At 69.5% G+C, this 24111-nt stretch carries 19 protein-coding genes and 1 tRNA gene; 8 read left to right on the forward strand and 12 right to left on the reverse strand.

What is annotated here, in order from left to right:
• The gene (locus tag JFC09_RS01895) at positions 1-1617 is read left to right on the forward strand and encodes a PucR family transcriptional regulator (RefSeq protein WP_198392280.1); all 1617 of its coding nucleotides are present in this window, start codon (positions 1-3) and stop codon (positions 1615-1617) included.
• Between the two features lie 164 nt (positions 1618-1781).
• On the opposite strand, the gene JFC09_RS01900 is transcribed toward JFC09_RS01895, so the two are convergent.
• A complete protein-coding gene (locus JFC09_RS01900) occupies positions 1782-2624 on the reverse strand; it encodes a hypothetical protein (protein WP_198392281.1) in 843 nt (280 codons plus the stop codon).
• 204 nt (positions 2625-2828) lie between these two features.
• On the opposite strand from JFC09_RS01900, the gene JFC09_RS01905 reads away from it, so the two are divergent.
• The 3 genes from JFC09_RS01905 (at position 2829) to JFC09_RS01915 (ending at position 5404) form a co-directional block, all read left to right on the forward strand.
• Positions 2829-3368, forward strand: coding sequence for a peptidylprolyl isomerase (locus JFC09_RS01905; protein WP_198392282.1), 540 nt, complete (start codon positions 2829-2831; stop codon positions 3366-3368).
• A complete protein-coding gene (locus JFC09_RS01910; RefSeq protein WP_198392283.1) occupies positions 3365-4075 on the forward strand; it encodes a rhomboid family intramembrane serine protease in 711 nt (236 codons plus the stop codon). Before JFC09_RS01905 ends, JFC09_RS01910 begins: the two co-directional genes overlap by 4 nt.
• A gap of 159 nt (positions 4076-4234) precedes the next feature.
• On the forward strand, positions 4235-5404 hold the full coding sequence (locus JFC09_RS01915) for a pyridoxal phosphate-dependent aminotransferase (RefSeq protein ID WP_198392284.1): 1170 nt from the start codon (positions 4235-4237) through the stop codon (positions 5402-5404).
• A 281-nt stretch (positions 5405-5685) separates the two neighbouring features.
• On the opposite strand, the gene yczE is transcribed toward JFC09_RS01915, so the two are convergent.
• The gene (gene yczE / locus JFC09_RS01920; RefSeq protein ID WP_332839613.1) at positions 5686-6351 is read right to left on the reverse strand and encodes a membrane protein YczE; all 666 of its coding nucleotides are present in this window, start codon (positions 6349-6351) and stop codon (positions 5686-5688) included.
• A 3-nt stretch (positions 6352-6354) separates the two neighbouring features.
• Positions 6355-7095 (reverse strand): cell division protein CrgA, encoded by a 741-nt coding sequence (locus tag JFC09_RS16270; RefSeq protein WP_332839614.1) that lies wholly within the window; start codon positions 7093-7095, stop codon positions 6355-6357.
• A gap of 220 nt (positions 7096-7315) precedes the next feature.
• Here JFC09_RS16270 and JFC09_RS01930 point away from each other — a divergent pair, with 220 nt between their 5' ends.
• Genes JFC09_RS01930 through JFC09_RS01940 form a run of 3 tightly spaced genes read left to right on the forward strand, consistent with a single transcriptional unit; the run spans position 7316 to position 9461 of the window.
• Positions 7316-8653, forward strand: a complete 1338-nt coding sequence (locus JFC09_RS01930; RefSeq protein ID WP_198392285.1) for a class E sortase — start codon at positions 7316-7318, stop codon at positions 8651-8653.
• On the forward strand, positions 8653-8817 hold the full coding sequence (locus JFC09_RS01935; RefSeq protein WP_198392286.1) for a hypothetical protein: 165 nt from the start codon (positions 8653-8655) through the stop codon (positions 8815-8817). The genes JFC09_RS01930 and JFC09_RS01935 overlap by 1 nt, the downstream gene beginning before the upstream one ends.
• Complete coding sequence (locus tag JFC09_RS01940; protein ID WP_198392287.1) at positions 8814-9461, forward strand: anthranilate synthase component II; 648 nt, start codon at positions 8814-8816, stop codon at positions 9459-9461. Before JFC09_RS01935 ends, JFC09_RS01940 begins: the two co-directional genes overlap by 4 nt.
• Positions 9462-9500: 39 nt before the next feature.
• On the opposite strand, the gene pknB is transcribed toward JFC09_RS01940, so the two are convergent.
• The 7 genes from pknB to JFC09_RS01975 are packed head-to-tail and all read right to left on the reverse strand — an operon-like array spanning position 9501 to position 19264.
• Entirely contained in the window at positions 9501-11378 is a 1878-nt protein-coding gene (gene pknB / locus JFC09_RS01945; protein ID WP_198392288.1) for a Stk1 family PASTA domain-containing Ser/Thr kinase, read from the reverse strand.
• Entirely contained in the window at positions 11378-13132 is a 1755-nt protein-coding gene (locus JFC09_RS01950; RefSeq protein ID WP_198392289.1) for a protein kinase domain-containing protein, read from the reverse strand. The genes pknB and JFC09_RS01950 overlap by 1 nt, the downstream gene beginning before the upstream one ends.
• Entirely contained in the window at positions 13129-14598 is a 1470-nt protein-coding gene (locus JFC09_RS01955) for a peptidoglycan D,D-transpeptidase FtsI family protein (protein ID WP_198392290.1), read from the reverse strand. The genes JFC09_RS01950 and JFC09_RS01955 overlap by 4 nt, the downstream gene beginning before the upstream one ends.
• A complete protein-coding gene (locus JFC09_RS01960) occupies positions 14595-16043 on the reverse strand; it encodes an FtsW/RodA/SpoVE family cell cycle protein (protein WP_232483011.1) in 1449 nt (482 codons plus the stop codon). The genes JFC09_RS01955 and JFC09_RS01960 overlap by 4 nt, the downstream gene beginning before the upstream one ends.
• The gene (locus JFC09_RS01965; protein WP_332839615.1) at positions 16040-17782 is read right to left on the reverse strand and encodes a PP2C family protein-serine/threonine phosphatase; all 1743 of its coding nucleotides are present in this window, start codon (positions 17780-17782) and stop codon (positions 16040-16042) included. Before JFC09_RS01965 ends, JFC09_RS01960 begins: the two co-directional genes overlap by 4 nt.
• Positions 17779-18285, reverse strand: a complete 507-nt coding sequence (locus JFC09_RS01970; RefSeq protein ID WP_198392291.1) for an FHA domain-containing protein FhaB/FipA — start codon at positions 18283-18285, stop codon at positions 17779-17781. Before JFC09_RS01970 ends, JFC09_RS01965 begins: the two co-directional genes overlap by 4 nt.
• Complete coding sequence (locus tag JFC09_RS01975) at positions 18278-19264, reverse strand: DUF3662 and FHA domain-containing protein (protein WP_198392292.1); 987 nt, start codon at positions 19262-19264, stop codon at positions 18278-18280. Before JFC09_RS01975 ends, JFC09_RS01970 begins: the two co-directional genes overlap by 8 nt.
• Positions 19265-19600: 336 nt before the next feature.
• On the opposite strand from JFC09_RS01975, the gene JFC09_RS01980 reads away from it, so the two are divergent.
• Positions 19601-19684: transfer RNA gene (locus JFC09_RS01980), tRNA-Leu, on the forward strand.
• Positions 19685-19830: 146 nt separating this feature from the next.
• On the opposite strand, the gene JFC09_RS01985 is transcribed toward JFC09_RS01980, so the two are convergent.
• Positions 19831-22551, reverse strand: a complete 2721-nt coding sequence (locus JFC09_RS01985; protein WP_198392293.1) for a polynucleotide kinase-phosphatase — start codon at positions 22549-22551, stop codon at positions 19831-19833.
• Positions 22548-24107: a 3' terminal RNA ribose 2'-O-methyltransferase Hen1 gene (locus JFC09_RS01990; protein ID WP_198392294.1), complete on the reverse strand. Its 1560-nt coding sequence runs from the start codon at positions 24105-24107 to the stop codon at positions 22548-22550. The genes JFC09_RS01985 and JFC09_RS01990 overlap by 4 nt, the downstream gene beginning before the upstream one ends.
• Positions 24108-24111: the final 4 nt, after the last annotated feature.

Below are 24111 nucleotides of genomic sequence, written 5' to 3' on the forward strand. Positions count from 1 at the left end.
ATGGCATCACACAACACCCCGAACGGTTCGGAGCCGGTGACGGTCCGGTCGATCCTCCACCTCGACGAGATCCGGGGCGCGCGCCCGCAGGTGCTGAACGGTTCCACGCGTCTGGACCGTCCGGTGCGCTGGGTGCACATCGCGGAGACGGAGGAGGTGCCGTCGCTGCTGGAGGGCGGGGAGCTGATCCTCAGCAGCGGCACGATGTTCCGGCAGTCCGCGGAGCGCACTCGGGCCTTCCTCACGCGCTTGGACGCTGCGGGTGCGGCGGGGTTCGTCATCGAGATCGTCGACGATTCCGGTCGTCCGTCGGCAGTGGACCGCGCAGTCCTCCTCGAGGCGGTCGAGGGACTCGACTTCCCGGTCATCGTGCTCGCGTCCCGTGCCCGCTACGTGCGGGTCACGCAGGCGGCGCACCGGCTGCTCATCGGCGAGCAGCTGGCCCGGGTGGAGCGCGCCCGCCGCGTGCACGACGTCTTCACCGACCTCAGTCTGCGCGGCGCGGACGAGCAGCTCATCGTCGATACGACGGCGGATCTGATCGGCAGCGGCGTAGTCCTGGAGGACGCGATCCACCGTGTGCTGGCCTTCAACACCGCATCGTCGTCGCCTGCGGCGCTGCTGGACGGGTGGCCGCTGCGCAGCCGGCAGCAGGTGACCGTCGGGATGAGGGGGCGGCGGTGGGGCAGGCTCGTGGCCCCTTTCGCAGACGCCGCGGACGACCATGCGAGCGAGGTGCTGGAGCGAGCCGGGCAGGCGATCACGCTCGTGCGGATGGCGACTCAGAACGAGCGCGACCTGCTGCAGCACGCGACGGACGCCCTCGTCCACGAACTCATGGGCCCCACCGACATGTCGGAGGACGAGGCCCGCGTCCGTGCGCGCGGGCTGGGTCTCGAGGATGCCTCGGTATTCGTTCCCGTGGCGGTGAAGATCACCGCGCCCGAGGCCGTGGACGGGGAGGAGGTCACCTCCCTCCAGCTGCGGGAGCAGGCAGTGCGCACGGAACTGCGGGCTGCCGCGAAGGAGGCGGGCACCTCGGCCATCGTGGGCGGACGGCGGGCGGGGATGCTCGTGGGCATCGTGGGCTGCCGTGGCTCTCGGTCGGTCGACGACGTGCTCACGACGCTGTTCCGCCACCTGGCGGAGGAGTCGACCGTCCCGCACAGCGTGGGCGCCGGTGATGAAGTGGCGTCACTCCTGGAAGCGGGGGCGCATCTGGAGAACGCGGTGCAGGTCGCGGGGATCGTCGCGACGATGTCGGTGCGCAGCCGGCCGTTCTACCGCTTCGCGGACGTGCGGCTGCGAGGGCTGGTGGCCGCGCTCCGGGACGACTCTCGGATGCGTGCCTTCGCGGAGTCCGAACTCGCCGGACTCGTGGTCGATCGTGCGGAGGCGGACGGGGGACGATCGCGGTGGTCTGACATCGACTTCCTCGAACTGCTCCTGCGGATGGGCGGCAACAAGTCCGCGATCGCGCAGGAGATGGGGCTCAGCAGGCCGGCGGTGTACGCACGGGCCGAACGGCTGGAGCGGCGGCTGGGGGTCTCGCTCGACGACGCGGAGTCCCGTGCGGCCCTCCATACGGCCGTGCTCTGGCAGCGGGCGCAGAAGTAGCCGGGAGTGGCGAGGCGGGTTCGGCGGTGCGCACACATGCGCCGGGAGCAGGAAGCTCCCGGCGCATGTGTGTGTCTGCCGTCGTGTGGCCGAATCCTGGTGGGGCTGGGCATCACGCCTGCGTGGGGCGATCAGCTGAGCCGTGTCGGTTCAGCCGTGCCGCATCAGCGGTCCTGCGACTCGTCGCCTGATTCGTCGTCGTTCGAACCGTCCACGTCCACACCCTCTGCCTTCGCTGCTGCGACTGCGGCGGCAGGTGCAGGCACCTGGCTGGTGACGGACGGGTTCGAGGTCTGGGCCGAACGCGGCGTGGAACCGACTGGACGAGCGTCTGCGGGACGGTTGCCCGGCAGCGGTGTCGACCACGGGTCCTCGACCGGACGCAGGCGACGTGCGACGGCGAAGGCAATCGCACCCGCGCCCACGACGCCCAGTCCGATCCACACCCACTTGCCGCCGCTGGACGTCTTCTGCGCCGTGCGCTTCTCGATGTCCCTGCCCGCCTTCTTGAGCGCCTTGCGCGCGTGCTTCACGGCCTTCTTGTCGCCCGTGAGGCGGCCGACCGCGTCGTCGAAGCCCTTCGAGGTCTCCGTCGAGGCGAGGAGTCCTGCCACGGACGAGGCCTTCACCCCGGCCTTCTCCGCCACGTCACGGACACGCTTCTCCGCCACGTCGCCCTGTTCGCGCAGCGCCGGTGCGACACGTGCCTCGTACTCCTTCTCCGCCGTCGCGCGGGCGTCGTCGAACTTCGACTTCGCGTCGCTCAGCACGTCCTCGACATGGGGGCGCACCGATTCCGCAGCGGACTGCAGACGGTCGCTCGCATCCTGGATGTGCGGGGCGGCGGCGTCGGACGCGTCGTGCAACCACGCGTTCGCGCGTTCGAGGTAGGGGCCGGACGCCTCCAGGGCCTGGGCCGATGATTCGCGGACGACATCGCCCACGGTGTGCAGCTTCTCGCCGACCTCGTCGATGAAAGTCTTCGGCTTGGACCTCTTCTTGAACATCTCACCCTCCGCGGTGTCGGCTGCTCGTCGATCCGGACGCCGGTTGGGACGTCCGGAGAACTTGTCGTCCGCATCAGTCTATGGGGTCGCACGGACTCGGCGCTTGTCGGATATCGCCTTCTGACGACACTGTGGGCGTACTGCCATGTTTCGAGGAGTCGAGTCCACGCGCCGTGAGTCCGCGGCTCGTGGAACAATGACGGCATGACTGTTTCAACTGGCAAGGCCATCCTGCACACCAACAAGGGCGATATCACGATCGAGCTCTTCGGGCACCACGCTCCGAAGACCGTCGCGAACTTCACGGGACTCGCGAAGGGCGACAAGGAGTACGTCGACGCGGAGACCGGGCAGGCGAAGACGGGCCCGTTCTACGACGGTGTGGGCTTCCACCGCATCATCAAGGACTTCATGATCCAGGGCGGTGACCCGCTGGGCACCGGCACCGGCGGTCCGGGCTACACGTTCGATGACGAGATCCACCCGGAGCTCCAGTTCGACCGCCCCTACCTTCTGGCGATGGCGAACGCCGGGACGCGCGGGGGCAAGGGCACCAACGGCTCGCAGTTCTTCATCTCGACGATCGCCACGCCGTGGCTCAACGGCAAGCACACGATCTTCGGCGAGGTCGTCGACGAGGAGTCGAAGAAGGTCGTCGACGCGATCGAAGCGGCACCGACCGGCGCGATGGACCGTCCCAAGGATCCCATCGTCATGGAGTCCGTGGAGATCATCGAGGCGTGACCCACCCGTCCCCGCCTCCGGCCAGACGGCCCCGTCCCGGGCTGCTGGCCGGAGCACGTGTCACACAGGCCATCGTCATCGTGACGGTGGCCTGTTGGCTTGTCGACCTCGTTCCCGGAGTCGAGCTGGGCATGCTGCTGGGGTTCTCCCCGCTGCTGGCCGCCGCAGAGCCGTGGCGGGCACTCACGGTGATGGTCGTCCATGCGGACGCACTCCACCTCCTCTTCAACATGGTGGGCGTCCTGCTGTTCGGCACGTTCGTCGAGAGGGCGCTGGGGCCTCTGCGCTGCCTCGCGGTGTATTTGCTGTCTGGCCTGGGCGGGTCCGCCGCGGTCCTGCTGCTGGCGGCTCCCTACGAACCCGGGTGGTTCTCCCTCCACGTGGGCGCGTCCGGCGCGCTCTTCGGGCTGCTGGGAGTCGTGCTCACCCCCACACGGTCGCTGGACCGCAACTGGGGCGGCGCGGTCGTGTTCCTCGTCATCAACGTCCTCTACAGCGTGGTGGCGCCCGGCATCTCGTGGCAGTCGCACGCGGGAGGGCTCGTCGTGGGCTTCGCGCTGGGCTGCGCCGCACTGCTGCCGCGCGCACGCGACCGTGACACGAGTGCATGGTTCTGGGTGGCGGCCGCGATCCTCGTCGCGACGATGGTCGTCGCCGTCCTGCCGGCGCTGCGCGCCTCCGCACTCATGACCGGGTCGCTCACCTGAGGCGCAGGACGGCCTCGTTCTCCGGAGGGATCCGTTCGTCTGAGCGCGACGTTGTCGTGACCGGCTGAGTGTTGCGGCTCCACCGGCTGCCGCGCGGCCCCTATCGTGAGCGGCAAGGGTCCTGTTCCGGCCCGCCGCCCCGATGAAGGAGATTCGACGATGAATGCCACCCCCTCCGCCTCGCAGATGGCACAGGACTACCCGGCCAGCGCCATCCGGAAGGTGTTCGAACGGGTCGCGAGCTTCGACGACGTCGCATCGCTCACAGTCGGTGAACCGGACTTCGACACCCCGGACCACGTCATCGAGGCAGCCGTGGAGTCGATGCAGGCCGGCGACACCCGGTACACCCCCAACGCCGGGATCCCGGAGCTGCGGGACGTCCTCGCCCGCATGTACACGGAGCAGTGGGGGCGCGACATCGGGCGGGCCGACGTGATGGTGACCGTGGGCGGCCAGGAGGGGATGTTCCTCGCGCTGCGCACGGCCGTCGACCCGGGGGACGACGTGCTCGTCACCGACCCGTCGTACGCGAACTATCAGGGGCAGATCCACCTCATGGGAGCCCGCGCCGTCGACGTCCCGCTCACGGAGGACAACGGCTTCATCGTGACCGCGGACCAGGTCGAAGCGGCGCTCACACCCCGGACCAGGGCGCTGATCCTCAACTCCCCAGCCAACCCGCTGGGTGCGGTCGTGCCGGAGGTGGAGCTGGTGAAGATCGCCGCGCTCGCCCGCGCACACGACTTCCTCGTCGTCTCCGACGAGGTGTACGAGCGCATCGTCTACGACGACGTCCGCCACGTGTCGATCGCCCAGGCGGTGCCCGATTTCCAGCACTTCCTCATGATCGGGTCCCTGTCGAAGTCCTACGCGATGACCGGCTGGCGGGTCGGGTACATCATCGGCCCCCGGCAGCTGCTCGCCACCACGATCCACATGAAGGAGGGCGTCACGTCGTGTTCGCCCGCCTTCGTGCAGAAGGCGGCGGTCGCGGCGCTCACCGGGCCCCAGGACGTCCTGCACGAGATGGTCGCGTCGTACCGCTCTCGCCGCGACGTCATCGTCGAAGGGCTGTCGGCCATCCCCGGGGTGAGCTGCACGGGAGCTAACGGAGCCTTCTACGTGTTCGCGGACATCAGCGCCTCCGGCCTGTCCAGCGATGAGTTCGTGGAGCGCCTGCTGGTCGACCACCGGGTGGCCGTGATTCCCGGGACAGCGTTCGGCGCGCAGGGTGAGGGATTCATCAGACTGTCGTATGCCGCGGACGTCGCAACGATCCGCAAGGGTATCGAAGGAATCGCCGCGTTGATGACCGCGATGCGTTGAGGTTCGTCAGGTCTGGAAGACGGCGGTTTCTCGCGGATCCTGATGGTTGTCCACACAGTTCTCCACAGCCGTGGATAGAACGACACAGGTGTGTTTCCACTGGTGACGGCGGTGCTACGAAATACGGTGAAAAACGTCACACAGGATGTCCACCGTTCCTGTGGACGGGCGGGCATGTGTGGACAGCGGGGGAGGCGCAGGTCAGAACGGGTGTGTGCGGCTCACGGTGACAAGGCGCCTAGTTTCCGGTCAGTAACATGCGGATTCGCGTCCGGCGGGGGTCAGTCGGCGTCGGTCATGAGGGGGTCGGCGGGCCCCAGCAGCCGCTCTGCCACACCCAGGAAGAACTGGGTGATGTAGCCGATCCCCAGCGCGTAGGCGATCGTGCCCACGCCGAACGTGCCGCCCAGCAGCACGCCGCTCACGAGGACCGCGATCTCCACCGCGAGTCGCATCGCCCACACGGGCTTCCCTGTCCGCTGGACGAGGCCCGTCATGAGCCCGTCACGGGGACCGGGGCCGAAGTTCGGGATGATGTAGAGGACTGTGGCGACGCCGTTGAGCACGATCCCCAGCACGAGCAGGACGATGCGGAACGCGAGCGAATCCTGATCCGGTACGAGCGCCATCGTGATGTCCATGAAGATTCCCACGAGGATCGCGTTCGACACGGTGCCGAGCCCCGGCCGCTGGCGCAGCGGGATCCACAGGATCAGGATCACGAAGGACGCGATGATCGCCACGACGCCCACGGACACCGTGACGCCCAGCGCGCCCAGCCGCAGGGAGACGCCCTCGTGCAGGACATCCCATGGGAAGTTGCCCAGGCGGGACTCGATGACGAGACCGGCGGACACGCCGAAGAGGACCAGCCCCCCGTAGAGGGTGACCAGGCGGATCCAGAGCGGATGTCCTCCCAGGAGTCGGAAGTTGCCGGAAGACTTCACCGGCTAGCGCCAGCGGGTCGACATCACGAGTCCGGCGACGAGGATCGCGAACCCGACTCCGAGGTTCCAGTAGCCCCACGCTCCGACGGGGTACGCGCCGCTGGAGATGTAGAACACGACGAGCCATGCGAGGCCCAGCAGCAGGACCGTCACCATCGTGGGGACGAACCAGCGGCCGTTCGGCTTGATGGTCTGCGTGCCGGGCGTGCTGGTGTACGAGGCGGTCTTGCGGTTCGCTGCGCGCTTCGCCGGGTTGCCGGACTTCGCGGAGCTCTTCGCGTCCGTCGTGGCGGTCTTCTTGGATGAGGAGGACTTCGTCGAGGTGCTTCTGCCGCCGGCCGTGGAAGCTCCACCCGCGGCCTTGCGGTTGCGACCCGCCGGCTTCGCCGCAGGCGTCACGGTGTCCTTCGACGTCTTCTCGCCGTCCGCGTCCGCAGCGTCCTCATCCGCCGGGGACTCCTTGTCCGTCGAGGCGGAATCGTCGAGCGGAGAGGGCCCTGCGTCGTCATCGGCATCGTCCGGCGCGGAATCCGCAGCGCCCGTGTCCTCTGACGCGGACTCCGCGGCGCCTGTCGCGTCGCCGCTGTCCGCAGTGATGTCGTCGTTGCCGGGAAGGCTGTCGAGATCGGTGACGAGGTCGTCGTCCAACGGCAGATCGGCGGCATCCGTGCCGGGTGCGTCCGGCTGGATGTCCGCGGAGTCGTCTGTCGGGCGGTCCCGGTTCGTGCGGTTCGACTTGGCCACGGCTCTCCTCGGGCGGTCGGCTGCAGTCCGACCGTTGTGCTGTCTCAGGCTGATGATCGTTGGCCAGTCTAGTCTTCTCACGCCCGTGGTGCGCGCATCCGGTGGGTGCGCAAACGTCTATCATGGGCGGGGTGTGACCGGTGAGACGGGAATCGGGCCGGGAAGGCACCGCGCAGGACCACTGAATGCGAGAGCCGGAGGGGCGACGTTGGACCAGCCTATGACGAGGCGTGAGCGCCGCGAGCGCGAGCGCGCCGCCGCGGAGGCTGCGGAACGTGCCCGGACTGCCGGCCCCCAGCAGGCACCCGCGCCCCAGCAGCCCGCCGGCTCCCCGCAGCCATCCGCACCCCAGCCACCCGTCGGATCCCCGCGGCCGCCTGTTGACCCCCCGCCGCCGACATCCGACTCATGGAGCCCTCGGCCCACGCCGTCACAGCAGAGCACATGGCATTCCGGTGCTTCGCAGGCTGCCGGCGGCCGCCCCGTCATCAAGCCCGCCTCCCGTTCCGCCGTGCGCACCGGCTCCGGTCCCGTGCACCAGGCGGCGGCCCACACACAGGCCCTGCCCGCGTCCCCTGCGGGTCCCGGCGGTTTCGGATCGGGACCACGGCACGCCGGACCGGGAACCGGGCTCGTCGGCTCAGCCCCCGGCCACTCCGCCCCTACAGCGGGCGGTGCCACGGCCCAGTCCGTTTTCGCGGCCTCGGCGGCCTCGCAGACCGCCTACGGAAACCCGCCCCCCGGAGGCGGACAGACGGCTGGGGGTGCGGCAGCGGCCTCGGCGGCGGGGTCGAAGCGCACCGACCGGAAGCGGCAGACCGAATACGAGCCGCTGGGACCCGTCCGGGGGACGATCCGTGCGTTCGGCGAACTGTGCATCACCGCCGGCATGGTGCTCATCCTGTTCGTCGTGTGGCAGCTGTGGTGGACGGACATCGCCGCGAACAAGGACAACGAGGTGCTCGCGGACCAGCTCATCACCGAATGGCGCGACAACCCGGACAACGAACTGCCCGACGACCCGGACACCCCGTACGTCGCGGAACCCGTCGACGAGAACTCCGGGTTCGGCATCATGTACGTCCCCCGGTTCGGGGACGACTACTACCGCACCGTCGCGGAAGGTGTGTCGCTGGAACCGGTCCTCAACAGGATGGGCGTGGGCCGCTACCCCAGTTCGGCGATGCCCGGCGAGGTCGGCAACTTCGCGATCGCCGGCCACCGCGTCACGTACGGAAAGCCGCTCAACCAGATCCACCAGCTGCGGCCCGGCGACGACATCGTCGTGCAGACCGCGGACGGCTACTATACGTACACGTTCCGCAACTTCGAGATCGTCCTGCCGGACGCCACCGAAGTGCTGTCCGCCGTGCCGATGCTGCCCGACTACAAGGGCAAGGACCGCATCATGACGCTGACCGCCTGCAACCCGATGTTCTCCGCCCGCGAACGATACGTCGCGTACGCGGAGCTCACCGACTGGACCCCTGCGGGCGACGGGGCTCCCGAATCGATTGCGGACTCGCCCGCCTATGACAAGGTCGGAGGGGAGGCCTGATGTACGGACTGCTGTGGCGTGCCCTGCCGGGGCCGTGGATCGTGAAGCTGCTCATCTGCCTCGTGCTCATCGCGGCAGCCGTGTACGTGCTCATGGAGTACGTGTTCCCTGTCATCGCCCCGCACATGCCGTTCAACGACGCGACGATCGAGGAGGGCGGATGACCGCGAGGATCCTCGTCATCGACAACTACGACAGCTTCGTCTACACGCTGGTGAGCTACGTGGAGGAGCTGGGTGCCGTCACGACTGTCGTGCGCAACGACGCGGTGACCGACGCCGAGGCCGCCGCCCTGCTGGCAGACCACGATGGGGTCCTGCTGTCGCCGGGCCCCGGCGTGCCGGCCGACGCCGGGGTGTGCCCGGGACTCGTCCGTGAGGCGGAGCGCACGCAGACACCGCTGTTCGGCGTGTGCCTGGGCCATCAGGCGCTGGGTGAGGCGTTCGGGGCGACGGTGGCGCATTCGCCGGTGCTCATGCACGGGAAGACCTCTCAGGTGGAGCACCGGGGGACCAGCGTGTTCTCAGGCTGCCGCAACCCGCTCGTCGCCACCCGCTACCACTCGCTGTCGCTCGTCGACGACACGATCGACACGGACGTCTTCGAGGTCACCGCCCAGACCCCGGACGGGGTCGTCATGGGCATCCAGCACCGCAGCGCACCGCTGGCCGGCGTCCAGTTCCACCCGGAGTCGGTCCTCACGGAGGACGGCTACGTCATGATCGGCAACTTCCTCGCGATGGCGGGGACGCCGGACGCGGTCGAGGCGGCACGCGGCCGCTCCCCGCTGGTGTCCGCCAAGCGCTGAAGCGTCAGCGCACGCGGTCCATCAGCGGTCCAGCAGGCGTCAGCGCACCTGCTCCAGCAGGCGGCTCCACTCGCTGAAGAGGCTGCCGAACCCGCGGTTCTCGCCATCGCTGTCACCGTCGTCGCCCGGTCCGGGGAACTGCGGGGGATCAGCGGTGAAGCTGGGCTCCGGGATGGTCGGTGACGGTGACGGCGGTTCGGTGGCGACCGTGATCGTCACCGTCGAACCCTGGTCGACGTCCGTCCCCGCAGCGGCCTGCTGCTCGAAGACCTCGCCCTCGGTGTGGTCGTCGGTCTCCTCCTCCTGCACGGAGCAGCTGAGCATGTAGGAGTCGCTCTCGAGCGTCTCGCACGCCTCGTCCTCGGACATGCCGGTGACGTCCGGGACCTCGACCTGACCGGAGGACAGCACGAGGTCGACGGTCGAGTCCATCGCGACCTCGGTCCCGGCGCCCGGTCGGGTCTCCATGACCTCGCCCCCGGGGACGTCGGGGGAGTTCTCCTCGATGTTCGATCCCGCGGTGAGCCCCGCGTCGCCGATCTTCTGCCGCGCGAGGGATTCCGTGTCACCGGCGACGTCCGGCACTTCGACACTGTCCGGCCCCGAGGAGACGAACATCGTGACCCGGTCGCCTTCGGACACCTCCGAGCCCGCGGCCGGATCCGTCTCCACGACGTTGCCGGATTCGATGTCGTCGTCCGCCTGCATCTCCCTGCCGACGACCAGTCCCAGACCCTCGAGATACGTCTCCGCCTCGTTGGCTTCACGGTCTGACATGTCCTCGAGCGCGAAGGTCGTGACCTCCGGCTCCGCGTTCATCGTGTAGATCCACAGTCCCAGGCCGGCCAGCACCAGGGCCAGGAGGGCACCGCCCACCCACAGCCAGGTGCGGCTCTTCTTCTCCTCCTCCTGGTTCTCCTCGATCTCGCCCAGCATGCCGGTGTGCGCGCCGACGGGCTGCATCGCCTGCTGGTCGACCGCCTGCGTGGGCGGCGCATCCCACCCCGCAGCGGGCGCGGAGGCCAGGAGCTGGGTCGCGGCGCCTTCCCCGTCGAGGCTGAGCGGACGACCGTCGCGCGCGGCCAGGGCGTCCTCACGGAACGTGTGGGCGTCCTGGTACCGGGCGTCGCGCCCCTTGTCGAGGGCGTGCAGGACGAGCCGGTCGACGGACGGGGGGATCGACGGCACGAGCGTCGACGGGGCGGCAGGCTGCTCGCCCACGTGCTGGTATGCGACCGCGAGCTGTGAGTCGCCCACGAACGGCGGGCGCCCGGTGAGCAGTTCGTACAGCAGGCACGCCGTCGAGTAGAGGTCGGAGCGGGCGTCGACGACCTCGCCGCGCGCCTGCTCCGGTGACAGGTACTGGGCGGTGCCCACGACGGACTGCGTCTGCGTGAGCGAACCGGTGTCCTCGAGGGCGCGGGCGATGCCGAAGTCCATCACCTTGATGTCGCCGTCCGGCGTGAGCATGACGTTCGCCGGTTTGATGTCGCGGTGGACGATGCCGTTGCGGTGGCTGTATTCCAGGGGGGCGAGCACGCCCGCGGCGACGTCGAGGGCCTCCTGCACCGTGAGCGGACCGTGCTCGGCCAGCACCTGGCGCAGCGTCTGCCCCTCGACGTACTCCATGACGATGAACGGGACGGTGATGACGCCGCCGCCGGGCTCCGTGAACTGCTCCTCGCCGGAGTCGTACACGGACACGATGCCCGGATGGTTGAGGCTCGCGGCGGACTGCGCCTCCCGCTCCAGACGCGTGTGGAAGCTGGGATCGCGGGCCAGATCGGAACGCAGCAGCTTGATCGCGACGCGCCGGCCCAGCCGGGTGTCGACGCCTTCGTGCACCTCGGCCATGCCGCCGCGGCCGATCACCCGGCGGATCTCATACCGATCGGACAGCTTGCGCACCTGATCCATCAGTAGCCTCCGTTCACAGAGCCCATGTCGTAGCTCGAGCTGCCGAAGTCCTGGCCGTCGGAAGCATCGTTGCCCTCCTGGGCTCCGCCGTCTTCGTCTGGGTCTGGCTCTGGTTCCGGCTGATCGTCTCCGTTGTTGCTGTCATCGGAGCCGTTGCCGTTGCCTCCGCCGGAGCCGCCCTCGTCGCTGCCTCCGCCGTTGTTGCCGCCGGAGTCGCCGTTGTTCCCGCCGTTGTTGCCGGAGTTGCTCCCGCTGTCGCCGGAACCGCTGCCGTCATCCGAGCCGCTGCCGGAGTCGCTGTCCGACCCGGAGTCGCTGCCGGAGTCCTCTTCCGGCACCTCGGCCGGTCCGGAGGACACCTCGATGGTGACGGTGTCGCCCTCTTCGAAGACGTAGCCGTTGTTGCCGGAGCGCACGTTGACGACGGTGCCCTCGGACTGCTGAGATTCGACCTCGACGGCGCTGACCTTGAGGCCCAGCTGCTCGAGGTTCCGCGTCGCGGTCGCCTCCGACTGGCCGATGTAGGCGTTGGGGTCGATCTCGACGGTCGTGTCCTCCTCCGTCACCTCGGCCGTGGGTGTGCCGGTCTCCACCGGCGCGGGCTCGCCCGGGCTGCCCAGGAAGATCCACAGCACCCAGAGGAGGCCGGCCACCACGAGCGCGATGAGCACGCCGATGGTCACCTTCATCCCGGTGCCCATCTTCTCCTTGTCCTCGTCGAGCTCCCCCTCCGGGTCGCCCTGCTGGGGGAGCGTCGCGGTCACCGCGGTGGGTGCCGGGGCAGGAGCAGCCGCCGCCGAGGCGTGGGCCGGGTCCATGACCCGGGTCCCGTCGTCGGCCGGCTGGTTGAAGGCACGGGTGACCGCTTCCGACGCGGCCGCAGCGGATGCGGCACCGGGAAGCATCTGGGGGACCGCGGCCTCGGCGGCGGCGACGTCCCCGTCACGCAGTGCACGAGCCGCCTTCGCGAGGGCCTCACCGGAATCGGGGCGCTCGTCCTGCTTCTTGCTGAGCAGACTCGTGACGAGCCGGCGGATGGGCTCCGACACCGTGTCCGGGAGCTCCGGAGGCGCCGTGTTGACCTGCGCGATCGCGATCGCGACCTGCGAATCGCCCGTGAACGGGCGGCGACCGGCCAGCGCTTCGTACATGATGATGCCCAGCGAATACAGGTCCGATTTGGGGGTGGACCCCTTGCCGGTGGCCTGCTCCGGTGCCAGGTACTGGGCGGTGCCCATCACCTGTCCCGTCTTCGTGAGCGGGGCCTGGTCCGCGACACGTGCGATCCCGAAGTCCGTGAGCTTCACCCGGAAGTCCGGGGTCACGAGGATGTTGCCGGGCTTCACATCGCGGTGGACGACCCCGGCGCGGTGTGCGGAGCCCAGCGCCTCCGCGGACTGCGCGGTGAGCTCGAGGACGTCCGCCTCCGGCAGCACGACGTTGCGGTCGATGAGCGCCGACAGGGGCTCCCCGGGCACGTACTCCATGACGAGGTACGGTGAGCCCGTCTCCTCGCCGTAGTCGAACACGGAGGCGATCCCCGGATGCGACACAGCGCCCATGCTGCGCGCCTCCGCACGGAACCTGTCGAGGAAGCCCTGGTCGGACAGGTACTCCTCCTTGAGGATCTTCGCGGCGACGTCACGGTCGATGACGTTGTCACGCCCCCGCCAGACCTCTCCCATACCGCCCACGGCGATGCGGCCGGTCAGCTCGTAGCGCCCTCCCAGCACGGTTCCAGGCTGTGGCCTCATCCGTTGATCACCGCTTCCATGACCTGCTTCGCAATGGGCCCGGCGACGCGGGCACCTGACGCTTCGCTGCCGGCGTTGCCGCCGTTCTCCACCACGACGGCGACCGCGATGTCCCTGTCGTCCGTCTTCGCGAAGGACGTGAACCACGCGTGCGGGGCAGCGCCCTCCGCGTGCTGGGCCGTCCCCGTCTTGGCGCCCACTTCGACGCCGGGGATCTGGGCCACCTGGCCGGTTCCACTGTTCACCTGTTCCACCATCATGTCTGTGAGCTGACCTGCGGAGTCGGAGCTGACGGCACGCGACAGCTCCTGGGGCTTCATCTCCGAGATCGTGTCGAGCGTCCGCGAATTGCGGACGTTGTCGATGAGCTGGGGCGTCATGACGACGCCGTCGTTGGCGACCCCCGCGGACACCATCGCCATCTGCAGCGGTGTCGCCCGGACCTCGTACTGGCCCAGCGAGGACTGCGCGGTCTGCGGTGCGTTGAGATCACTGGGGAACGTCGACGGGGTCACCTGGAGCGGGATCGACAGGTCTGTGCCGAACCCGAACTTGCGGGCCTGCTCGTCGAGGGCGTCGCCGCCCAGGTCCATGCCGAGCTTCGCGAACGACGTGTTGCAGGAGACGACGAGCGACTGCTGGAGCGTCACCGTGTCGGTGGAGCCGCACGCGCCCCCACCGGAGTTGCGGATCTTCGCGCTGGTCTCCGGAAGGTCGAGCTCCGCCGGACCCTGCAGTTCGGAGTCCTTCGTGTAATCGCCGGATTCCAGTGCCGCAGCCGCCGTGATGATCTTGAACGTGGAGCCGGGCGGGTAGAGGTTGCCGCCGATCGCCCGGTTGTACGCCGGGTTGTCCTCGTCCGCGATGAGGGAGTCGTAGGCCGCCTGCGCCTCCTTCGAGTCGTGGGTGGCCAGGTTGTTCGGGTTCCAGCCGGGAGTCGACGCGAGCGCGAGCACGCGCCCGGTCTTCGCATCGAGCGCGGCGACGGCGCCCTTCTGCCCGCCCAGGCCCTGGAACGCGGCGTTCTGCGCTGCCGGGTCGATCGTGAGCTCCACGGCGGCGCCCATCGGCTGCTCACCCGTGAAGACCGAACGGATCTTGTCGTAGAACAGTGCGTCGTCGGAACCGGACAGCAGCCCGTTCTCCGAGCGCTCCAGACCGCTCGCACCCGACACGATGGAGAAGAAGCCCGTCATGTCCGCATACTGCTCCGCGGGCAGCGAGTCCGCCCCGTAGGTGCGCTGGAACTTGTACGTCGAATCGGTGGGCACGGAGTAGGCGACGGGTGTGCCGTCGACGAGGATCGGACCCCGCTCGCGGGAGATCTCGTTGATGAACGTCCGGTTGTTGAGGGAGTGCTCATTCAGCGTCTGGGCGCTGAAGAACTGGATGTTGCTCGTGGAGCCGAACAGCAGTGCGAACATCACGAAGCCCACGACGGCGACGTGGCGGAGTGCCTTGTTCATGTGCGGCCCCCTTCCGGCTGGGTGCCGTGCGCTTCCTGCTGTCTGTCCTGCGGCGCGGTTTCCGGCTCGTCGTCCGTCACGAAGGTCGGGAGGACGCCCGTGGCGAACTCCTCCTGGGGACGGCGGGCGTTGTCGCTGATGCGCAGGAGCAGGCCGATGATGATCCAGTTCGCGATGAGCGAGCTGCCGCCGGCGGCGAGGAACGGCGTCGTGAGGCCCGTGAGTGGGATGAGGCGGGTGACGCCGCCGATCACGATGAAGCACTGGAGCGCGATCGTGAAGCTGATCCCCGCGGCGAAGAGCGTGCCGAACCCGTCACGGGAGGTGGACGCGATCTTCATGCCCCGTTCGAAGAGGAGCACGTAGAGGAGGATGATCGCGAACAGCCCGATCATGCCGAGCTCCTCACCCAGTGACGCGAAGATGAAGTCCGAGTCCGCGTAGGGGACGACGTGGGGTCGCCCCTCGCCCAGTCCGCTGCCCACCAGTCCGCCGTCGGACATGCCGAACATGCCCTGCACCAGCTGGTAGGAACCGCCGGGGGACTTGTTGTACTCCTCCGAGGTGAGGGCGTTCAGCCAGCCGTCGACGCGCTGCTGGACGTGGGCGAACAGCTGGGCGGCGACGACGGCGCCGACGGCGAACATGCCGAGTCCCAGGACGATCCACGTCTTCTTCGCCGTCGCGACGTAGAGCATCGCGACGAACAGGCCGAAGTACAGGAGGGAGGTGCCGAGGTCGCTCTGGAACACCAGGATGCCGACGCTGGCCGCCCACGCGATGAGGATCGGGCCCATGTCGCGCAGGCGGGGGAACTGGAGGCCCAGGAACTTGGGGCCGGCGAGCACCATCTGGTCGCGGTAGGCGACGAGGTAGCCGGCGAAGAACACCGCGAGGAGGATCTTCGCGATCTCGCCCGGCTGGAACGACATGGGGCCGATGAAGATCCAGATGCGCGCGCCGTTGATCGTGCGGCCCAGGCCGGGGACGAGCGGCAGGAGCAGCAGGATGAGCGCGGCGAGCCCGGCCGTGTACGTGTACCGGCGCAGCAGGCGGTGGTCGCGGAGGAACACGATGACGAGTGCGGCGAGCACGGTGCCCAGCGTCATCCAGATGAGCTGGGAGTTCGCGGCGGACCGTTCGAGCGCCATGTCGATCCGGTAGATCATCGCGAGCCCGATCCCGTTGAGCAGGACGGCGATCGGGATGAGGACCGGGTCCGCGTAGGACGCCCGCCACCACACGAAGACGTGGAGCGCGATCCCGAGGACGGCCAGCCAGATCGTGTACGAGTAGACGTTCGCGGGCACCTCGTCGGTCGTCCCCACGCCCACCAGCGCGTAAGCGCCGGCAGAGATGACGACCGCGAGGAGGATCAGCAGGAGTTCTGAGACACGGTGCTTCCTCGGTCCGCGGACTGCGCTGGACGGGGAAGGCGTGGTCATCCGTCCGCCTCTCCCCGGTCGATCGTGGCGCCGCCCCGGGTCGTCGAGGTGGTCGATTCGTCCGCGACGCCCCCGGTCACGTCTCCTTCGGAGGGCGACGGTGCGGGGTCCACGCCGTTCTGTTCGGCGGTCTCACCCGCCATGGATCCGGAGTTCCGGGTGGCTTCCGCGCGGAGGGTGTCGACGACGTCGAGTGCGGCGTCGTGGGAATCCGCGGGGATCGTCGCGTCGAGGCGCTGCTGCGAGAACGTCGACAGGTCCGTGACCGCGACGTCGGTGGTCTCCTCGAGGGAGGAGAGGCTGATGGGGCCCAGCGACTGGGGGAGGCCCTGGTAGACCGCGACCGTCCCGTCGGACGCCGCGACGTAGTACTGCGACTGCACGTAGCGCCAGCCGGACAGTGCGGCGACGACGATCGCGATGACTACGGCGACCGTCACCAGCACGGGGATCCACGGTCGACGCTTGGGGCGGGGGTCCTCGCCCCAGTCCGCGAGGTCCGCGTCCTCGTCCCAGTGGTCGTCGTCGCGCACGGCGGACCGTGCGGGACGCGGTGCGCTCACTCCGTCGTCGTCCGCGGGGACCTCGGTGTCCTCGGCCCCGTCGACCGCGCCCGAGGTGCCGGTCGCCTCCGTCGCGGACGTCGCCTCGGCGGTGCCGGTCTCTGCGGGGGAGGCGTCCGACCCGGGATTGCCCGCGACCGTCGGTGAGGCGGCTGCGGCCGCACTCGCGGTCGTCCCGGCTGCCCCGGTGTGCGTGGGGATCGTGTCCGCGTCGCCCGATTCGGCGATCGGGTGCGCGTTGATCGGCTGGGTGCTGAGGTCCTCGATGGGGGCGGTCGGGACGTCGACCTCGTCGAAGATGACGTCCATCTGCCCCGTGTCCGCGTTCTCCTCCTGCGCGCCGCCCAGCAGGGCGTACGACGGGTTGATGCGGACGGAGCCGACGGCCTCGCCGAAGTCGTCGATGTCGACGTCCGATTCAGGGTCCAGCACGTCGCCGATCACCACGGTGACGTTGTCGCCGCCACCGCCGGCCAGGGCGAGCTCGATGAGCTTCTCGCAGCAGTCGCCCGGATCCGCGATCGTCGTGAGGGCGTCGTGGATGTCCTGGATCGAGGCGAAGCCGGTGAGTCCGTCGGAGCACAGCATCCAGCGGTCGCCGGGCACCGCATCGTGGAACGACAGGTCGAGTTCGGGTGGAGTGCCGACATCCCCCAGCACGCGCATGACGACGCTGCGCTGCGGGTGCGTGTCCGCTTCCTCGAGGGTGATGCGGCCTTCGTCGACCAGCATCTGGACGAACGTGTGGTCCTGCGTCACCTGGGTGATCTCGCCCTTGTGCACGACATAGGCGCGGGAGTCGCCGATGTGCGCGAGGGCCAGGCGGTCGCCCGACTGGAGCAGCGCTGTGACGGTGGTGCCCATCCCGGCGAGCTCGCTCTGCTCGATGACGGCACGGGTGATCTGATCGTTCGCGGACAGGATCGCGGACTTCAGGTCGTCGAGCACCCGACCGTCGTGGTCCGCTTCGTCCAGTGAGGTGAGACGGCTGACGGCGATCGCGGACGCGACGTCACCACCGGCGTGGCCGCCCATGCCGTCCGCGATGAGGAGGAAGTGCGCACCCGCGTACCCGGAGTCCTGGTTGTTCTTCCGGACCTGACCGGTGTCCGAACGCGCCGCGAACCTGAAGGTCGGCACGCCGGAGTGCGGGGAAGTGGTGCTCGAAGCGTTCACGCGCGCAGCTCCATCGTCGTGTGACCGATCGTGATCGGCATGCCGGGTTCGATGCGGGTGGGCTGGCTGAGCCGCGCACTTCCCACGAACGTTCCGTTGGTCGAACCCGTGTCCTCGACCACCCAGGCGCCCGCCTGGGGGTAGATCCGCGCGTGATGGGAGGACGCGAAGTCGTCCTCGATGACGAAGCCGCAGTCGTCCGCTCTGCCGATCGTCAACTGGCCGGCGGACAGGAGCAGGGAGAACCCGCTCTGGCGCCCGGAGGTGACGACGAGCGTGGGGGAGGACCCGAAGGCGGACTGCTGCGGGGTCGGGGAGGCGGCGCCCATGCCTGCGGCGACCGGGGCCTCGGCGGCGGCACGGCCGCGTCTGCGGTCCCGGCGGTTGCGTGCCACGCGGGGTCCGAACAGATCCTGGCGGAGGACTCCTGCGATGAGGAAGACGAAGAGCCAGAGCAGTCCGAAGAGGGCGAACCGCAGCACGGTGACGGTGAACTCACTCACTGAAGCGGCCTGCCTCGGAGTAGGTGACGGGGGTGTCCCCCGCGGTGAGCACGGAGCCCTCCGACAGGGAGATGGAGTCGATGGGGCGGCCGCTCATGAGCGTGCCGTTCGTCGAGCCGAGGTCCGTGGCGATCGCCTGGTCTCCGGACACGGTGATCTCGAAGTGGCGGCGGGACATGCCCGGGTCGTCGATGACGACGTCCGCGCTGTTCGCGGACCGGCCGAACACGGTGCTGCCCTGCGGCAGGTGGTGGACCTGACCCTGCACGAGCACGGCGGGTGCGAACGCGGGACGGGCCGCAGGCTGGGGTGCTGACGGCTGCGACGCTGACGGCGGGGGCGCGCCGCGACGGCGGCTGCCGGGGGCGTCCGGGGACGACGCGGGAGCCGGGTGCGCCTGGGCGACATGCGGAGCGGCCGGGGCCGCCACGGGTGCGTGGGGCTGCGACGCACGGGCCGCGTGCTGCGAGGCGACATGCTGGGAGGAGTGGTGCTGGGAGGAGACCGGGCCGGACTGTGCCTCGTAGGTCTCCGGGACGACCGGGTTGGAGCGCGACGGCGGGTCGTAGCCGCCGCGGGCCGCGGGCTGGGCGGCCGGGGAGCCGTCCGGACGGCGCGTCGTCGCGCGGACGCGGTACATGCCGGTGTCCAGGTCGTCTGCGACCTCGAACGTGACGGAGACGGGGCCGACGAAGCTGTAGCCCTGTTCGATCGCGTGGTCGCCCACGACCTGGCGCAGGTCCTGACGGAGCTCACTGGAGATCGGACCCAGCCGGTCGAGGTCCCCGCTGGACAGTTCGACGGCATAGGAGTTGGCGGTGAGGGTGCGGCCCCGGGACACGACGGCGGCGCGGTTGTCTGCTTCACGACGCAGCGCGGACGCGAGTTCCACCGGTTCCACCTGCGAACGGAAGGCACGCGCGAAGGCGCCGTTGACCACACGGTCGATCCCGCGTTCGAAGCGGTCGAGGACTCCCATGACGCCTCCCTTCATCCTCCGTCTGCATGCCTGTCCCACGGTCGGCGGGCACAGATGAGCCCTGGGGCGCACGGCACATCAGCACTCCATGCTAACGCGCCGATCCTGAGTCCTCACCTTCTGCGCGCGGACCGGTCGCCGAACGGTTCAGGGTGCGTCGCGGGGGATCCGCATGTGCGCGCGGAAGCCCAGGGGTTCGCGGACATCGTAGGAAAGGGTGACTCGGAGGCGACGAGGAGGTGGATATCAGCCCGTGAGGAGGTCACGAAGGGGTCTGACGGGCTCAATTGGCGCTGGTGGGTTTTCTGCTGGTAGAGTCACGTGCTGTTGTGATTCGCGCGAGTGGCGGAATTGGTAGACGCGCTGGCTTCAGGTGCCAGTGTCCGCAAGGACGTGGGGGTTCAAGTCCCCCCTCGCGCACAACAGGGACAGGCCCCGGAACCGAAAAGGTTCCGGGGCCTTTCTCGTGTCCGCGGCTTCGTGCATGCGGCTTCGTGCACCGGGCCAGGGGCCTCATCCGCTCCTCAGAGTCGGCCCGTCAGAGGCGATCCCTCAGTGGCGATCCCTCAGAGGCGAGGGTCCACCGGGTCCGACTCCAGTGCGAGCACCGCGAACACGGGCAGATGGACACGATGCAGGGGCTCGCCTGCGACCGCCCGGTCCAGCGACTCCAGCCCCAGGGCGTACTCGCGCAGCGCGAGGGACTGCTTGTGCTTGAGGTTGCGGGACCTCAGCCCGGTGAGCCTCTCCGGTCGGTCGTAGTCCGGTCCGTAGATCATGCGCAGATACTCCTTCCCGCGCACCTTCAGCCCCGGCTGGACTCTTCCGGGGTCCCTTCCGGCGCGGGAGTTCTCCAGAGGTTTGACGACCATGCCCTCACCACCCGATGAGGTGAGGTCGACCCACCAGTCGACGGCCTGCTCCACCTGCGTGGCATCGGCCGGGTCGAGGACGACGCGTCGTGTCTTGAGGAAGAGAGGAGTGCACGGGCCTGCGGCCGTTGCGGACGCTCCCGTGGCCGGCGGGTGCGCGGCCAACCCGGAAGACACCGATCGACCGGCAGCGGCCACCAGTGAATCCGCGACCTCCAGGTGCCAGTCGTGCGGCTCCTCGTGCCACGTCCTTCCCGCGGAGGCCAGGACCTGGAAGACCGCGAACTGCGGTTCTCCCGCTTCGTCCACGTAGCGTTCCACCGCTGCACGGAAGGCGCTGAGCTCCTCCCACTGCTCGCGTGTCCACGATGCGGCGGGTGAGGCGACGTCGGTGGGGTCCGGGGTCTTCTCCCTTTCCAGCACCCGCACGCCGCGGGCCTCTGCCCGGCGCAGCGCGTCGCCCACGGCCTGCGTCTCCGCGAGTCCCGCAGCGGCAGCGGGCCGGTACAGCTCGTCGATCAGACCCTGCGCCTTGAGGTTCCACGGCAGGATCTCGCCGTCCAGCAGCACCCAGTCCGAATCCAGACGGTCGAACAGACCCGCCACCTCAGCGATCACGGCGGCACCGTGCGCGAACCGGGCGCTCGCCTCCTCATCGGCGAAGAAGGCGCGTCCCGTGCGCGTGTACACGTACGAGGAGAGCACGCCGCCTGTGTCAGCTTCTGCCTCCGTGACCGCGCTCGTGTCCGGGTACGGTGCCGCGCCCGGCCTCGTGTCCGCCTCCGTGTGCTGCGGCGCCCAGGCTGGCGCGGTCACGTGCGCACCCGGCCTCACGAGCAGGGCGACCGCCCGCGACCCCATGTGCTTCTCCTCGCAGATGACCCGCAGACCCCGCTTCGCGTAGTAGCCGAAGGCGGTGCGGGGATGCTCGAGGTACCCCTCCTCGTGCGAAGTGGGGGCCGGGGCCATGGTGGGCGGCAGGTACGGCAGCAGCTCCGGCGGCATCGCGAACCGGCTCATCGTCGCCAGTGCGGCGGCCGCGCGCTCCGGGGCGACCCGGATTCTCCCGCCACGGCTCGTCTCCACCGCGTCGGCACCCAGCACGTCGTCGATCCGCAGCGGCCGGTTCGCCTCACCGGTCGCAGAGGAGTCCAGCGGTCTGACCGGCGGATACCACTCCTTCTGCGCGGGAACGGCCACGATCTCCTTCTCCGGATACCGGAGGGCGCTCAGCTGCCCGCCGAATACGCAGCCGGTGTCCAGACACAGCGTGTTGTTCACCCATTCCGCGCGGGGTGAGGGCACATGCCCGTAGACGACCATCGCGTCGCCCCGGTAGTCCGCCGCCCAGTCCAGGCGCACCGGAAGACCGAACTCGTCCGTCTCACCGGTCGTGTCGCCGTAGAGCGCGAACTCGCGGACCCGGCCCGACGCCCGGTTGTGGAACTCCTCCTTGAGCCCCGCGTGCGCGACGACGAGGCGCCCCTCATCCAGGACCAGGTGGGCGACGAGTGAGTCCGCGAAGTCCCGGACCTCGCGCCGGAACGCTTCGGTCCCCCGCTGCAGCTGCGCCATCGTCGCCTCGAGACCGTGCGACAGTGTGACGTTCCGCCCGTCGAGGGCACGCACCAGCTTCGCCTCGTGATTGCCCGGGACGCACAGGGCGTCGCCGGCTGCATGCATGCCCATGACCAGCCGCAGGACACCGGCGCTGTCCGGACCACGGTCCACCAGATCGCCCACGAACACGGCGGTGCGCCCCTCCGGGTGCCGGGCACCCGTGCCGTCCGCGCTGACGCGATAGCCCAGCTCAGTCAGCAGCTGCTCGAGCTCCGGCAGACAGCCGTGGACGTCGCCGATGATGTCGAACGGGCCCGTACGGTCCCGCAGGTCCGATCGCAATGGCGTGCGCTCGATGCGGGCATCCGCGATCGCCTCGTCGCTGTCCAGAACCGTGACCCCGCGGAACTTCTCCCGGCCGATCCGGGAGAGCCCCTTCCGCAGCTGAGCGTGCTGCTTCCGCAGCACGGACTCGTCGAAGGGACGGTCCGTGCGCGTCCGGTGACGTTCCAGCGCGGTCTGCAGCGGCACGTCGAGGACGATCGCACACGGCAGCACATCGTTCTCGCGGGCCAGCCGGACGAGTGCGGCGCGGTCCTCCGGCCTGAGCGAGGTCGCATCGACCACGGTGAGCAGGCCCACCCGCAGCCTGCGCGACACGATGTCCGTCAGCAGGTCGAAAGCCGCCGCCGTGGCCTGCTGATCGTTCGGATCATTGGCGACCATGCCTCGGCAGAAGTCGGAGGACACAGTCTCGAAGGGACCGAAGTGCCGGGCGGCGAACGTCGACTTGCCCGAACCGGAGATGCCCACGAGGACCACGAGCGATAGGTCGGGGACGTGGATGGCGCTCATGCGGCTCCCTCCGTCTGTGTGTCGTCCCGCAGTGCTTCGTCGAATCGTCGCGAGAAGACGGCCATCTGCGTGGGTGGGCCGACATCCGGGTGCGCGTCCCCTACGTCGTGGAAGTCGACGACGTAGCCGTGCTCCACGCAGATCCGCTCCGCCCAGGCGGCGAAGCCCGCGCGGCTCAGCTCGAACCGGTGGTCCGGGTGGCGCATGCCGTCCAGGTCCGGATAGAGGACGTTGTAGTCGGAGTTCGGAGTGGTGACGACGACGTGGTCGGGTGCGGCATGGCGGAAGACGGTCGTCTCCGCCGTCGTGAGGTCTGCGGGGTCGAGGTGCTCGATGACCTCCATGAGGACCGCGACATCGACGCCGGCGATGCGGTCGTCGACGTAGCCGAGCGACGACTGGAACAGTTCCAGCCGGGCCGCCTTGCGTGCGGGCATGCGGTCGAGCCCCAACCGTCGGCGCGCCCGCTCGAGCTCGCTCGGGGACACATCGGTGCCGAGGACGCGTGCCATCCGGGGGTCGTCCAGCAGCGGTCCCAGCAGGGCGCCTTCTCCGCAGCCGAGGTCGACGACGGTGCGCGGCCGCAGCCGCCGGATCGCGTCGAGCACCGCCGCGAGACGCCGGGCGCGGAGCGGCGCGGGAGTCGGAGGCTCGCCGTCCGAATCCGGTGTGCCGGTTCCTTCGCTCCGCGGTGCGGCCGCCTCGGACCGCTCTGTCACCCGCGCGTCCAACCGGGTGCGGGCCGTCCGGACGTAGGAGCGCTGTTCGGCCAGGTAGCGGCGCATGATCGGCTCCCGCTGCGGGTGTGATCCCAGCCACGACCCGGCCCGATCGAGGAGCTTGTCGATCTCCGATTCGTCCACCCAGTAGTGCTTGCCGCCGTCGAGCACCGGGATGAGCACGTAGAGCTGGTTGAGCAGTGCCTGCACGGTGCTGCGACCGCGGAGAGTGACCTGCGGGGTCACGGTGTCAGCGGTGGCGGGCTCCGAGTCGCAGTCCACCTCCCACCCCAGCGGTTCGAAGAGCGCGGCGATCTCGGGCTGCGCGGCCGGGACAGCGGCGATCGTGGCCTCGAGCGCGAACTCCTGCCGCGGCAGCGCCGGACGTGACGTGAGCGTGCCGGCCATCGCGGTGGAAAAGACACGGCGCAGAGCCACCGCGAGGAGGGACGAGGCCGCCCACTTCCGGTCGTTGATGTACCCGCTCAGGCTGAAGGAGTCCCTACGGAAGCTCGACAGCTGGGAGAGCTTGACGGGATCGACCTCGACCCACAGGGCTGCCGTGCAGCTGTCGTGGTCGGCCTCCGGGTAGAACACCCGTGCCGTGCCGAAGGCGAGCTTCTGCTCGTGCACCCGGTCGGGGTGCTTGTGGAGCAGATGGCCCAGGTCGCGGGCGTCCGGGGTGGGGACGGCCTCGGCGGCAGCGGCGTCGGCTGCGGCGGCAGCGGGGACCTCGGCGGCATCGGTCGCGACGGCATCGGTGCCGGCTGCCGCGGGGTCAGCTGCCGCGGGGTCGGCTACCGCGGGGTCGGTGCGCAGCGTGAGCGAGAAGAACATCGCC

The sequence above is a fragment of the Brevibacterium yomogidense genome (assembly GCF_016107685.1).
Classification (GTDB): Bacteria; Actinomycetota; Actinomycetes; order Actinomycetales; family Brevibacteriaceae; genus Brevibacterium; species Brevibacterium yomogidense.